Raw genomic sequence first — 13,070 nt, 5'->3', positions numbered from 1 at the left:
TGCTGCCGTGCTGGTGACGGCGCGGCAGCTTACAAGGCGAAGCGTTCGCCTAACTGATTCAGCGATTGCATTAACTGATCGCTTGTTTTTGCTGTTGCCTCGTCGATGGCGACCTTGACGATGCGCAGTGTTCTCTTCTCTGCCTCGTGTGCAGAGATCTCGCTACCTTCGATCACACCTTCTATTGGTACGAGATTTTCTTTGTGCCACACGCGATACGTGCCGCCCCATTCGCCAAAGGCGAAACCCCAGGTTTGTTCGGTTGCGGTCACCGAGATGAAATACCCCTTGTATTCAATCAAAGCCACGATGTTTTCCCTGCCAAAATTCCAACGAACGTATAAGGTTGCCGACCATTTGATTTGTGCTGTTTTACGCACAGGTCGGAGACTCAATGTAATAACGGGGTCGGTATCTATGCGTGAAAAATTGTGCCTGGATGGATATTTATTCTGCAGCTTGCTAGTAAAACCGATTTCGTTATGTTTGTGAGGATATAGCGTAAACCGTGTGGATGCAAGCTTTGCGCAGGTATCGGCTTAGTAAACTTCTGATAAGGATTCGTCAGATGAGCGTAGTGAGCTGCGATTTTCTGTTCGGAGAAAGCGCAGCAAGAGCGATGCAGTACATCAAACAATAAATTCTTGATGTACTTGCCGTAGAAATTACTTCTTCGTGCTCTTGGCAGGTTTTGATTTTGCTGCAGGAGTGGCGATTTTTGGTGCTGCGAGCAGTTTGCTGAAGATCGCAAAATCGCTGGTGATGGCTTTCGCTGCTTTGCGTTCCATCGCACGGTAACGTTCAACTACACCATGACCAAAATCAGTGACTAGCGCGCCGCCACCGCCGCTACCGCCCGTGCTGGCAATGACGAGTGGTTCTATGAATGAGGCGTTGGTTGTTTCGACCAGCGACCATGCTCGGCGGTAGGACATATTCATTTCTCGTCCGGCAGCAGAGATGGAGCCTGTGCGTGCTATCGCATCAATCAGATCTGCGCGGCCCGGTCCCATCGCAGTGAGTTCCCCCATCAAAACGCGAACGCGAGGCTGAGGGGAGGTAGATTTTTTTGGCTGGCTTTTAGGCATGGCTAGGGCTTTCTTTTGGACGGACGTATTTTCGCTCAAATCGCTGCGGAACACGCAAGTCTTTCAACGCAGATTTCTTGAAATCAACATGATGGCGCTGTTGCTACTTTGCCGCAATCACATAAATATCGTTATGTAGTTTCAAGTAATGTCGATTAAACTTCGGCCGCAATGCCTGATATACCAGTGGCATAAGCACGACTCCCTTTACACGGCGACTTCATACGGATGCTGCCTGCATCGCGTAGTCCAAAGATTTGGACCTTGTTCGTCACTCCTCTATTACTCATGAAGAACCACATAAATAAATCACATATTGCCCGTCGCGCATCGGGACTGACGGTGTTCGCCCTCGCCACTATGAGCGGCGTTTTACCTGCTACTACTCATGCAGCAGATAAAGCTGCCGTGCTGGAAACCGTTGACGTTATCGGCACAGGCGCACCTGCCTACAAAACAGAAACAGCGAATATCGGACCATTAGGCGAAAAGAGCGTGCTGGATACACCGTACGCCATCAACGTCGTGCCGGCGGAATTGCTGGAGAACCAGCAATTGAAAAGCGTGCGCGAAGCTTTCCGTTACATGCCATCGGTACAGGGCGAGAACATTCGTCCACAAACGCGTGGCTTGCAAGCTGGCGTAGTACAGAACACGCGCATAGACGGCATGAATATCGCTGCGACTACCGATTATCCTATTGAGCAGTTTGATCGCATCGAAGTATTGAATGGCTTGGCTGGTGCTTTGTATGGTCCGGCCAGTCCGGCCGGTACTTTCAATTATGTCTTGAAGCGTCCGACGGAAACGCCGCTGCGTCGCTTTACTCTCGGTTATGCAAGTCAAGGTTCCGCATCGGTCAGTGCCGACATCAGCGATCGTTTTGGTGAAGACAAACGCTATGGCTTCCGCGTTAATTTGCTGGATGAAGGCGGTGAAAGTTATGTTGATCGCAGCAAGCTGGATCGCAAGCTGGCGAGTCTGTCCTTTGATGTGCAATTGACGAGCGATACCAAGCTGGAAACGAATGTCAGCCGTTATCACTACACGAGCAAAGGTTTGCCAGGTACGTTCGCGTTGAATAACGCGACGATAGTGTTTCCTTCTGCACCAGATCCAAAACGTGTTGGTTATGGTCAACCATTTGCTGGTGACGATAACGTGACGGAAACTTATAGCGCGCGTATCAAGCATCGCCTAAACCAAAATTGGAGTCTGACCGCCGGCGTGCTGAAGCAAAGTAGCGATCGTGCGTCTACAGTGCCGACCAATACGCTGACGAACAATGCCGGTGCATACAACGTAAGAGTGGCGACAACCACGTTTAGCCTCGACGACATTCTCAGTCACACCGTTGCATTGAATGGACGCGCCAACACCGGCAGCATGACGCATGACATTGTGGTATCGGCAACAGGATTTGAGTGGGATCGTTACAGACCATTTCAGACAGGTGCGATCACACTCGGCAATTCAAATTTGAGTAATCCGACTATTTTCAATCAACCGGTTTTTTCGGATTTCAAGAATCGTTACAAGGCACAAACTGTTCGACAACAATCCGTCACAGTCGGAGACACGCTCGGCTTGAATGAACAGTGGTCGGTCGGTTTGTTTGCGAGTCAGAGTTGGATTGATCAGCGTGGCTACAATCCCAACGGTACAACAGTAGCGACATCGGCTTACAACGATAGTGGTCTGAGCACCAATGCGACGGTTTCATACAAACCGCAAAAGAACGTGATGGTCTACGCATCGTATGCAGACAGTCTGCAGCAAGGTGATACATCAGGTACGACAACGCTGGCACCTTACCGTAGCAAGCAATGGGAATTGGGTTACAAACTTGCATTTGAAAAAATGGGTTTCAGTGCCGCCTTGTTCCGTATCGAGCGTCCGTTTGCCTTTGCTGCCAATGGCGTGTTTGCCGTGCAAGGCGAACAACGTAATCAAGGTCTGGAGTTAATGGCAAATGGTGCACTGACGCGCAACCTCACTTTGTATGGTGGTCTGACGTATCTTGATCCGCGTTTGCTAAAGACCAACAATCCTGCAACTTCGGATAAACAAATCATGGGTCTGTCGCGCATCGTCAGCAATATTTTGTTGGACTACCGCGTCGCGATGGTACCTGGCTTAGGGCTTAGCCTGAACGTCAGTCATGCGGGCAGTCGACAAGGTGACAACATTAATAGCTACAAAGTAGATGGCTATACGGTGACGGATCTGGGCGCGCGTTACACGACGCAGTTGATGGGACGTTCGACCACATGGCGTCTTGCCATCAACAACGTCACTGATGAGCGTTACTGGGCCAATATCGTACCAAGTGGACAGAACGGTTATACCGGCGCTGATAACGGCACCGGCACGCTGGGTACACCGCGCACTATCCGTGCATCTATGCAAATGGATTTCTAATTTTTCCCTGAAAGCGAAATCATTGTGAAAAGAATAGTTTTTTCTTATATGGCTTTACCGCTGGTGCTGGTTAGTGTCAGCGCTTCGGCCGCCACACACTTGCCATCAGCGCCTATCAAGGTATTGGCTGCAGGTAGTTTGACCGGCGCGATGACAGCTGTCGCGCAGCTTTACACGCAACAGACCGGACAAAAGATCGATGCGCAATTTGGTCCTGCGGGTTTATTGCGTGAGCGCATAGAGAGCGGTGAACAAGCCGATATCTTTGCCTCGGCCAATATGGAACATCCACAAGCCTTGGCCGATCAAGGTATCGCAACACCAGCAGTCGTGATGGTGCGCAATCGTCTGTGTGCGAAAGCTTTGCCGGACTACAAGTTGACGACAGAAAACTTGCTGGACCGCTTGCTTGATCCGCAAGTTGGGCTCGGTACCTCAACACCGAAAGCTGATCCGGGCGGTGACTACGCGTGGCAGATGTTTGCCAAAGCTGAGAAAGTTCGCCCCGGTGCGCAAGCAATTCTGGAAGCCAAAGCGCAGCAACTGGTAGGTGGGAAAAACAATCCGCCAGTGCCGGCTGGGCGTAATGCAATGGAATATTTTTTCGCTGAAAAGAAGGTACAGATATCGCTGGGTTATTGCAGCGGACGTCAGACTACACCTGATCCCAAGTTCGCCAGCGTGCCATTGCCCGCAGCATTGGCAATCACGCCTAGCTATGGTTTGTCGGTGATCACACGTGAGAAAAAATCGCATGATGCGGCGTACAAGTTCGCACTTTTCTTGTTAAGCCCGCAAGCGCAGAAGTTGATGGCGCAATATGGATTTACACCAGTGACAGTGCCAGCTGAAGATTGATACTGGCTTGATGCAATAAAAAAGCGCGCCTTGATGATACAGGCGCGCTTTTTAGTTTTCAGTGTCGGTATTCAGGCTAATGCTTCCTTCGCCGCTTCTTCCGGTGTCAGACCGTCATAGAACAAATCCGTGAACCATTCGATTTGCTCTTCAATATGATCTTGCGCTTCTGCCAAGGTGGCACCACCGGCAACCAGGAAGCCTTCTACTTCTATGCACCAGTTAAGGACGGCTAGTGTTTCCGGGTCCAGTTCTTCTTTCTTTGCCATGATCTTGTCTTCCATTTATACGTCGATGACGACAGTTTTACATGAGAGTCGAGATAGGGGAAGCAGGATATTTTTTCCTGCAAATTTGGCAACGGATGGTGTTCAGAGGGATTCCAGAAAACGCAGCAAGGCAGTGCGATCTTCGGTCGACATCGCACGCACTGCTTCCTTCGAGTAGTTGCCTTCGCCGCCATGCCACATGATGGCTTCCAGCAAGGTACGCGCGCGGCCATCGTGTAAAAAGCCTGCGTCGGGATTAACCTTGTGAGCAAGACCGATTCCCCACAAAGGTGGTGTGCGCCACTCTTTGCCGGTCGCAAGATAATCGCTGCGGCCATCGGCCAGACCTGGCCCCATATCGTGCAGTAACAAATCCGTATACGGTCGTATCAACTGGTTGGACAAGGCCGGCAACGCAGCATCAGGACGAGTGCGTAATGGCGACGCATGACAAGCAATGCAACGTGCTTGTACAAATAAACGATTGCCGTGGATGACTTGCTTGTCGTTTACATCGCGTCGCGCCGGTACTGCCAACATCCGTTGATAGAATACGGTCGCATACAGCTCAGCACGCGTCAGTTCCGGTTCGCCACCGGATGGCGCACGTTGGCAGGCGGTCTGGACCTTGGTGCAATTCTCTTTTGGTATTAGCGGCGAGGTGATGCCGAGGTCGCCCGAGAAGGCGTTCGCGATCTGTTCGGTCAGCGTTGCGACATTCGCTTTCATACCGAAGCGCCCTATCGTTTCCTTTTGCGCCATCGCATCCCAGACCATATTCACGCGTCCGCCGATGCCATCCGGCTTGGCTTGTTTTGCCATCGCCAATATGGTGTCGTCACTCACCGCTTCCAGCAAGCCGAGGCCATAGATGACCGGACCTACGCGTGGCGACACCATGACATCTGCGCCGAGCGCGCCGTATGCCATTTCCTTGAAATGGATATTGGGTTTGCGCAGCGTGACCTTGCTGCCGTCGGCCAGTGTTTCTACATGTTCGTCATAGATCAGGAAGCCTATGCCTTCTCCCGGTACACCCGGTACGCCGCGTTCATTCAATTGATCGCCATACGCGGGATGCGGTTTCGGGCCGCCATGCGGATTAGTGCCAGGTATGCTGAGGCGCAAGAGCATTGCCTGCATCGTGCCATCAGGACCATCGGGCGCACCGCCACGGCCATTCTTTGCGTGACAGGCTATGCAGGAAATGCGGTTGTATAAAGGGCCGAGTCCGGCTGCCCTATCATTCGCCGGTGCGATTACCCACGATTGGCGGAACAGGCCGCGGCCTTGTATGAAGGCGGCCGTATTGTCCGGATCCATGACCGGACTGGCTTGCGAAAATGCTTCGCGGCTGTCATCAAAGACGGTGGCACTGCCACCGCTCAGCGCCTTGGTATCGACGCTGGCTGCAGCGCTTAACAACAAGGCTACCGGCAACACCGCCAGGTAGCCGATGAAACGCTTGAATTTCACCGGGCACTCGCTTGTTTGCCGCTGGCGTTCAATACTTCCTGCGCGAGTTGTTCTGCCTGTGCACGGTTGTGCCGGATGCGCGTGGTCCATTGGGCAGTGACCGCGTCATTGCGGTTGACGTCTGTTGTTTCATCAAAGGCAAAGACAAACTTCGGTGCCAGTGCATCGGCTTCTGCTTCGCTCACCGGTATTGTGTCGAGCAAGGCGCGTGCTTGCGCAGCTTTTGCTTTCAATGTAGAAGTGTTTGCGGCACGCTCAGCCTGGATGACCTTGTCATTCGCGTCACGCAGGCGTGCATGTTCATTGCTGATCAACACATCAAACAAGGTGTTGTTGAAACCCTGGCGCGCCAATGCGCGCTCAGTATCAAATACAAAAGGCATGGTCTTGGCTGCTTCGAAGGGATCGTAATAGCCGGCCGGCTTTTCCGCATACACCGCAGGACGTACCGGCAATTTACGGATGTCATGATGGAACAGGATCTTTTGTCCTTCATCCGACAATACGAAGGTGGCGAACGCGTGCGCGGCTTCCGGATTCGGTGCGCCCTTCATGATGCCGACATGCGCCGGCGAGTAGCCGGTGATGCCGGGATAAACAAACTGGATAGGCGCGCCATTGGCGATCGCCGATTTAATGAAGAAGTCGATAGACACGCCGATACTGGCCTGTCCGTTACGGACATCATCGGAAATATTGGCACCGCCCTGGCCCAGTAAGTGCGCATTGCTGCCGATAGCTTGCAGCAAGGCCCAGCCTTTATCCCAGCCATATCCTTGCAGGATGATATCGATCAGTATCGGTGCGAAGCCAACTTTGCCCGGAACCGGGAAAACGATTTCGTCTTTCCACTCGGGGCCGGTCAGGTCCGTCCATTGTTTTGGTGCTGTTAGCTTTTTGTCTTGCAGGCGCTGCGGATTGATCGCAAAGCCATAACCTGCAATTTCACTGGCGAGGTAGAAGCCGGCAGGGTCGGAAATCGGGAAGCCGCCCACTTTGGCAGGCAAGCCCTTCATATCCAGATCGGGTCGGCGGAATGCTCCCTCTTTGGCGAGGATTTGAAAATTACGTTGTGCCGGTGTCCAGTAGACATCGACATTGCCTTGATTCGGTTTGCGCAGGTAAGACAGCGCATCACCGGAACGACGCCAGAGGATCTCGACGCGGGTACCGGGATGTGCTTTTTCAAAAGCAGCTTCGAAACGCGCCACCACTTCCTCCGGATAGCTGGTCATGACCACGACCTTGCCAGCGAGTTTATCTGCCGCCAGTGCATGCACTGAAACGATGACAGATGCAAAGCTGAAAATCGCGGTCGCGAGCAGCTTACGGAGAGAAAGTGATGTGCGTAGCATAGTGAAACTCTTAGAAACGGTAGTTCAGATTAGCGAAGAGGTTACGGCCTTCTTCGTAGAAGCCTTCAGTGTATGCATAGTTGCGATCGAACAGATTGTTGACGCCCGCTTCGATCGTTACATCTTTCTGAATGGCATAGCTAATTTTGGTGTTGACCAGGGTGAAGCCAGATGCGATGCGAGTACCGGTGTCATTGCTGTAACGTTTCGAGTTGTATTCCGCATTGCCAATCACATTCAACTTTGGTGTTGCAGCCCATTTTGCATAAGTAAATAATTTATGCGCTGGTACCTCGGTCAAGAATTTTGCATCAGACTTGTTCTTGCGATCCAGATAGGTATAGTTGCCACCAATTTCCAAGCTACTCGTTACTGCAGCGGTCAAACCAAGCTCGAATCCTTTGCTCGTCACCTTGCCGATATTTTGCATTTGTTTGCAAAAGATAGGTGTGTTGTTGGATGAACGACAAGCCAAGCCTGCACTGAGTACATCATTCGACTGCATCATATCGGTAATTTCGCTGTAGAAAACAGACCCATTAACACGAATTTTGGGTGTCAATTTTTCCGAAAAACCGATCTCATAATTTGTCGAGTGTTCTGCCTTCAATCCTGGACTTGGAATAACTGTGCCAAGGCCGCCGGAGTAGCGATTTTTAATCGTTGGAAAGCGTGATTTGCGCGCAACTGTAGCAAAGGCATTTCCTGTTTCAGAGAAGCGATAGATCAAACCAGCTTGCGGGTTGAATGCTGATCCATCACCGAGAGGGAAGTTGTAAAGACCGCGAGTGGTGTCGTATTCCTGCGCAACTTTTCCTTTGCGTTTGTCAAAACTAAAGCCGGTCACAAGATCCAGTTTCTCTGTCAGGCGATGAGTATCTTCAATGCTAAAGGATGTGGTCTGATCTTCGGCTCTTTGAACTGGTTCACCTATATTATTTTCTTTGTGAAAGTCTTTCTTCACATGTAAGGCAACTTTCAAAGTGTTTGCACTTGTGATTTTGGTGCCGACTTCTACGCTTCCGCCGTATGTGTGGTCTTCGTAAATACTTTGCTTGAAGCCATTGGGTACGGTGTAGCTTGCATTGGTGTAGTTGCGAAGATCATTGGAGAACTTGTCGTAATAAGCGCGGAATTTGACATACGAGTCTGCGCCAATAGCAGTATTGGAAATGAAATACAGACTTTCCTTATTCCATTTAGGCCATTGCCAATAATTAACGCCGGTATTCGGTGCCGAGCCAGCATAAGGCGGGCTGCCTTTTTCACCTTGTTGGTTGATATAGTTCAGCGAGTATTCATCTGTCGAATTTGGTGTCAAACCAACTTTGATGTTTACTTTCTTGTCGGTGCTATAGGCATTGCGACGTTCGCGATTCGGTTGTGCTGCAACCGGACGGAAATCGCGCGACAGTGTGTAGCCATCTTTATCTAGGTAAGACAAGGCGAGTTGCGCGTACCACATGCCCTGATTGGTGCCGAGATTGATGTTGGCATTGTTGCCGTTTGAATTGAATTTGTCATTGGATCGAATGCCGACACCAATATTTCCTTCGAATGCTTTGACTGGACGACGGCTGATCAAATTGATTGCGCCACCCAAGGTATTTGGACCATACAACACGGAGCTAAAGCCCTTGGCTACGTCGATGGACGCAATGTCGTAAGTAGTGAATCGAGCCAGATCGACATAACCATCATAAGAAACATAAATCGGAATGCCGTCGATGAATACCGGTACCTGACGACTGTCAAAGCCGCGTACATACACCATGCGTTCATTACGCTGGCCACCGCCGGTGGTCGTAATGCCAGGCAAGAGGTCTAGTGCCTCAACTACGGTTTCGCGATTGAAATCATCTAGATCTTCACGAGTAATGGTGGCGCCACCTGTGGCTGCCGCCTTCGTGTTTGATCCTGCGACATTGATTTCGCCGAGCGTAAAGATATTGGATTCATTGACCGGTTCTGCTGCAAATGCAGTGCTACCGAACGCAAGCAGCAAGGATGCTGCGATGGTGGTACGAGACAACTGGTAACTCATTTCACTCCCTCAATTATTGGCTTCTCTGATTGCTTCGTTGTATCCAATCAGTCATAACGATCATTTTTTAAAAAGCGAGAGTATATACGTTATATATTTGTACGACATAACGTTTTAACAGAAAATTAACGGGGTTTGATGACTATTTGCAACAATTTACAAGCTGGTATGGCAGATTTAAATGAGGATTTGGCTCAGTTAGAAGAGGGACAAATTGTCGCTGTGCTTGGTCAAATTGTCCCATTCCGTAAGTCGTATGTTTTTGTAAAAATCTTTAAAAATCAACAGCTTGTATTGATTCCTCTATCTGGCATGTCGATTGCCTATTGATCTCGCCTGGTGAAGAAGCTTCGCCGCAGACGATGCATGAGCGTCGTCAAAAAACGCCTCGTAACACAGCGATGTTGCGAACAAGATCAAATGAGGAGATTTACATGCTCGATTTTTTTGCAAAAGATAAAAGTGTCGCCGGTCCCGGCTTCAATCGTTGGATGGTGCCGCCGGCTGCATTGGCAGTTCATCTTTGTATCGGACAGGCTTACGCATTCAGCGTATTCAATGGCCCTTTATCCAAACTGATAGGTATCGATAGTCCGGCACCGGATGACTGGAAGCTGACTACACTCGGTTGGATCTTCAGCCTGGCGATTGTTTTCCTCGGTTTGGCTGCCGCTTTCGGTGGTAAATGGCTGGAAAAAGTCGGTCCACGTTTGACGATGTTTGTCGCGGCTTGTTGCTTCGGCGGCGGCTTTTTGATTTCTGCGATCGGCGTTTCGCTGCATCAGATATGGTTGGTGTATCTCGGCTATGGCGTCATCGGCGGCATTGGTTTGGGACTCGGTTATGTTTCGCCTGTCTCAACGCTGATCAAGTGGTTCCCGGATAGACGCGGCATGGCAACCGGCATGGCGATCATGGGCTTTGGCGGCGGCGCGATGATAGGCGCTCCTTTGTCCGTCTACCTGATGGATCATTTCAAGACCGCGACTTCAGTTGGCGTGACGGAAACCTTCGTCGTGATGGGTGTGTTGTACTTCATCTCGATGTCGATCGGTGCGATGGCTATTCGTATTCCTGCACCGGACTGGAAGCCAGCCGGCTGGGTGCCGCCTGTGGTCGAGAACAAGATGATTACCAAGCATCATGTGGATATTGATCAAGCGATGAAGACGCCACAGTTCTATTTGCTGTGGCTGGTCTTGTGCTTGAATGTGACGGCGGGTATTGGTGTGCTGGGTCAGGCTTCAGTGATGATTCAGGAAACCTTCAAGGGCTCGGTTTCAGCCGCCGCCGCCGCCGGCTTTGTTGGCTTACTCAGCGTGTTCAATATGGGCGGTCGTTTCTTCTGGTCGTCGGCATCGGATTACCTGGGTCGCAAGCGTACTTACTTCATTTTCTTCATCGTTGGCGCCATTCTCTATGCCTGTATTCCTTACACCGGACATAGCGGCAGCGTTGCCTTGTTCGTATTGTTCTACGGCATCATCGTCAGCATGTACGGTGGCGGCTTCTCGACAGTGCCGGTCTATCTGGCCGATCTGTTTGGTACCAAGTTTGTTGGCGGCATCCATGGTCGTTTGTTGACTGCATGGGCGGCTGCAGGCGTGCTCGGACCAGTGCTGGTCAACTACATCCGCCAATACCAAATTGATCAAGGTGTGGCCAAGGGTGAGGCATACGCAGTCACGATGTACATCATGGCGGGTCTGTTACTGCTGGGCTTTATCTGTAATTACTTTATCAAGCCGGTCGATGCAAAACACTATCTGCGTGAGGATGCAGCGAAGAACAACAATTCCATGCGTGGCGGTAATGCGCAACCTGCAGGTGCGCGTTAAGCGCCCTATTGATATCGCGCAAAGGAGAAATGTATGAACGAAACAACATCGCATAGCATCAAGAAAACCAGCCCGATGGTCGTGACTGTTTTCTGGTTGTACGTCAGTATTCCCCTGGTCTGGGGTGTCTGGTCCACCATGCAAAAAGCAATGGCTTTGTTCCATTAAGATTTGCTGACAAGAAGACGAGAAAAGCGAGGTGCCTCCGGGTGCCTCGCTTTTTCCATTTGTATGCAGCAGGATGAGAAAATATGGGTTATAAGAAACCATCATCCATCGTCCGTGTTTATCCGCACAGAATCAAATATGAGCGCAGCAACTCCTCCCATCAATACAGAAACAGATGAGCCTTTCGTTGAAGCATTCGGCGGCTGGCAAGAACGTTCTATTCTGATCGTCGACGATGAGCCTGGCATGCGCAGTTTTTTGCAGCGCACCTTGGTTGGTCGTTGCAATCGGGTGGAAGCCGTCGAGTCAGTGGAAGATGCCAACGTCTTATTGGGACAACGTCATTTCGATTTGATCATTCTGGATAATTCCTTACCTGGTAAATCCGGCGTCGATTGGTTGCAGGAAGTTCGCGAACTTGGTTTGCATAACGATGTGGTTCTGATCACTGCTTTCGCCGATCTAGAAACAGCGATCCGCGCCTTGCGTGCTGGTGCAGCGGATTTTTTGCTGAAGCCGTTTCGGGTGAATCAAATTTTGAGTGCCATCGGACGTTGTTTCGATCGTGCACATTTACGTCGCGAGAATTTCATTTTGCGTCGCGAGCTGGATACACATGTTGATCTGGCTGGCGTCGATGGTTTGGTTGGTCAGTCCGCGGCCTTGCAACCGATACGTGATGCGATCAAGCGTCTGGCGACAGTGCCGAGTACGGTACTGATTACCGGCGAATCGGGTACCGGCAAGGAGATTGCTGCGCGTGCCATGCACAAGCTCAGTAATCGCTCCGGCAATAATTTTGTCCCTATTAATTGCGGTGCAGTTGCGCCGGATATTATCGAGAGCGAATTGTTCGGGCACATCAAGGGCGCATTCAGCGGTGCGGCTTCATCGCGTGAAGGTTTGTTCTTCTATGCGCAAGGCGGCACACTCTTTCTGGATGAAGTAGCGGAATTGCCGCTGGCGATGCAAGTTAAATTGCTGCGTGTACTGGAAGAGAAGAAAATCCGCCCTGTCGGTGCCGAGCGTGAGATACCGGTTGATGTGCGCGTGATTGCAGCGACCAATCGCAATGTGGAAGATGCCGTGCGTGAAGGTCGCTTCCGCCAGGATCTGTATTACCGACTGAATGTGGTGCAGATACACATGCCGCCACTGCGTGAACGCACCGATGATATTCCCGCATTGGCAGAATATTTTGTGCGGCAGTTATCGCAACAATTAGGTGTCGCCGCGAAGAAGCCGGATAGCGCATTGTTCGCATCCCTGGCATCGTATGCATGGCCGGGCAATGTGCGCGAGCTGCGTAATCTGATAGAACGTTGGCTGATACTCGGCAATATTTCTGACGTTACTTCCAGTACTGCATCTGCGTCGGTCATCAGTAACAACGATGTGACCTTAGAGGCCGTCGAGAAACAACACATACTTAAAATTCTCGCGGAAGTGGATGGCAACAAATCAGAAGCGGGTCGTCGTCTCGGCATCTCGCGCAAGACGCTAGAACGTAAATGCGCTGAATGGGGCATGTAAATTTTGTTTAACGTGCGTCG

At 50.9% G+C, this 13,070-nt stretch carries 12 protein-coding genes; 6 read left to right on the top strand and 6 right to left on the bottom strand.

What is annotated here, in order from left to right:
• Window positions 1–29: 29 nt before the first annotated feature.
• Together AC07N2_RS04215 and AC07N2_RS04210 are read right to left on the bottom strand one after the other, a co-directional pair.
• Window positions 30–308 (bottom strand): hypothetical protein, encoded by a 279-nt coding sequence (locus tag AC07N2_RS04215; protein ID WP_494777151.1) that lies wholly within the window; start codon window positions 306–308, stop codon window positions 30–32.
• Window positions 309–665: 357 nt separating this feature from the next.
• On the bottom strand, window positions 666–1,031 hold the full coding sequence (locus tag AC07N2_RS04210; RefSeq protein ID WP_494777150.1) for a winged helix-turn-helix domain-containing protein: 366 nt from the start codon (window positions 1,029–1,031) through the stop codon (window positions 666–668).
• Window positions 1,032–1,376: 345 nt separating this feature from the next.
• On the opposite strand from AC07N2_RS04210, the gene AC07N2_RS04205 reads away from it, so the two are divergent.
• Together AC07N2_RS04205 and modA are read left to right on the top strand one after the other, a co-directional pair.
• Window positions 1,377–3,509, top strand: coding sequence for a TonB-dependent receptor (locus AC07N2_RS04205; protein ID WP_494777149.1), 2,133 nt, complete (start codon window positions 1,377–1,379; stop codon window positions 3,507–3,509).
• 24 nt (window positions 3,510–3,533) lie between these two features.
• Window positions 3,534–4,367, top strand: coding sequence for a molybdate ABC transporter substrate-binding protein (modA, locus tag AC07N2_RS04200; protein ID WP_494777148.1), 834 nt, complete (start codon window positions 3,534–3,536; stop codon window positions 4,365–4,367).
• 71 nt (window positions 4,368–4,438) lie between these two features.
• On the opposite strand, the gene AC07N2_RS04195 is transcribed toward modA, so the two are convergent.
• The 4 genes from AC07N2_RS04195 to AC07N2_RS04180 all read right to left on the bottom strand — a co-directional run bounded on the left by AC07N2_RS04195 (window position 4,439) and on the right by AC07N2_RS04180 (window position 9,511).
• Window positions 4,439–4,636, bottom strand: coding sequence for a hypothetical protein (locus tag AC07N2_RS04195; RefSeq protein ID WP_076594093.1), 198 nt, complete (start codon window positions 4,634–4,636; stop codon window positions 4,439–4,441).
• A gap of 102 nt (window positions 4,637–4,738) precedes the next feature.
• Window positions 4,739–6,112 carry a di-heme oxidoreductase family protein gene (locus AC07N2_RS04190; RefSeq protein ID WP_494777147.1) on the bottom strand — a complete coding sequence of 458 codons (1,374 nt, stop codon included), beginning with the start codon at window positions 6,110–6,112 and terminating at the stop codon, window positions 4,739–4,741.
• Entirely contained in the window at window positions 6,109–7,467 is a 1,359-nt protein-coding gene (locus tag AC07N2_RS04185) for an ABC transporter substrate-binding protein (protein ID WP_494777146.1), read from the bottom strand. The genes AC07N2_RS04190 and AC07N2_RS04185 overlap by 4 nt, the downstream gene beginning before the upstream one ends.
• Window positions 7,468–7,477: 10 nt before the next feature.
• Window positions 7,478–9,511, bottom strand: coding sequence for a TonB-dependent receptor plug domain-containing protein (locus AC07N2_RS04180; RefSeq protein WP_494777145.1), 2,034 nt, complete (start codon window positions 9,509–9,511; stop codon window positions 7,478–7,480).
• 138 nt (window positions 9,512–9,649) lie between these two features.
• On the opposite strand from AC07N2_RS04180, the gene AC07N2_RS04175 reads away from it, so the two are divergent.
• The 4 genes from AC07N2_RS04175 to AC07N2_RS04160 all read left to right on the top strand — a co-directional run bounded on the left by AC07N2_RS04175 (window position 9,650) and on the right by AC07N2_RS04160 (window position 13,050).
• Window positions 9,650–9,841, top strand: a complete 192-nt coding sequence (locus tag AC07N2_RS04175; protein WP_494777144.1) for a hypothetical protein — start codon at window positions 9,650–9,652, stop codon at window positions 9,839–9,841.
• Window positions 9,842–9,945: 104 nt separating this feature from the next.
• Complete coding sequence (locus AC07N2_RS04170) at window positions 9,946–11,349, top strand: L-lactate MFS transporter (protein ID WP_494777143.1); 1,404 nt, start codon at window positions 9,946–9,948, stop codon at window positions 11,347–11,349.
• A gap of 33 nt (window positions 11,350–11,382) precedes the next feature.
• Window positions 11,383–11,517, top strand: coding sequence for an MFS transporter small subunit (locus tag AC07N2_RS04165; RefSeq protein WP_494777142.1), 135 nt, complete (start codon window positions 11,383–11,385; stop codon window positions 11,515–11,517).
• 138 nt (window positions 11,518–11,655) lie between these two features.
• On the top strand, window positions 11,656–13,050 hold the full coding sequence (locus AC07N2_RS04160) for a sigma-54-dependent transcriptional regulator (protein ID WP_494777141.1): 1,395 nt from the start codon (window positions 11,656–11,658) through the stop codon (window positions 13,048–13,050).
• Window positions 13,051–13,070 lie beyond the last annotated feature (20 nt).

The sequence above is a fragment of the Herminiimonas sp. GW821-FHT09C12 genome, assembly GCF_059416385.1.
This window is presented reverse-complemented; position numbering and strand designations above follow the sequence as displayed.

What these genes read in the sequence shown, in the direction of transcription:
- AC07N2_RS04210 (WP_494777150.1), bottom strand. Translation starts at nt 1,031, where the DNA reads ATGGGGGAACTCACTGCGATGGGACCGGGCCGCGCAGATCTGATTGAT.
- AC07N2_RS04205 (WP_494777149.1), top strand. Translation starts at nt 1,377, where the DNA reads ATGAAGAACCACATAAATAAATCACATATTGCCCGTCGCGCATCGGGA.
- AC07N2_RS04195 (WP_076594093.1), bottom strand. Translation starts at nt 4,636, where the DNA reads ATGGCAAAGAAAGAAGAACTGGACCCGGAAACACTAGCCGTCCTTAAC.
- AC07N2_RS04185 (WP_494777146.1), bottom strand. Translation starts at nt 7,467, where the DNA reads ATGCTACGCACATCACTTTCTCTCCGTAAGCTGCTCGCGACCGCGATT.
- AC07N2_RS04180 (WP_494777145.1), bottom strand. Translation starts at nt 9,511, where the DNA reads ATGAGTTACCAGTTGTCTCGTACCACCATCGCAGCATCCTTGCTGCTT.
- AC07N2_RS04175 (WP_494777144.1), top strand. Translation starts at nt 9,650, where the DNA reads ATGACTATTTGCAACAATTTACAAGCTGGTATGGCAGATTTAAATGAG.
- AC07N2_RS04170 (WP_494777143.1), top strand. Translation starts at nt 9,946, where the DNA reads ATGCTCGATTTTTTTGCAAAAGATAAAAGTGTCGCCGGTCCCGGCTTC.
- AC07N2_RS04165 (WP_494777142.1), top strand. Translation starts at nt 11,383, where the DNA reads ATGAACGAAACAACATCGCATAGCATCAAGAAAACCAGCCCGATGGTC.
- AC07N2_RS04160 (WP_494777141.1), top strand. Translation starts at nt 11,656, where the DNA reads ATGAGCGCAGCAACTCCTCCCATCAATACAGAAACAGATGAGCCTTTC.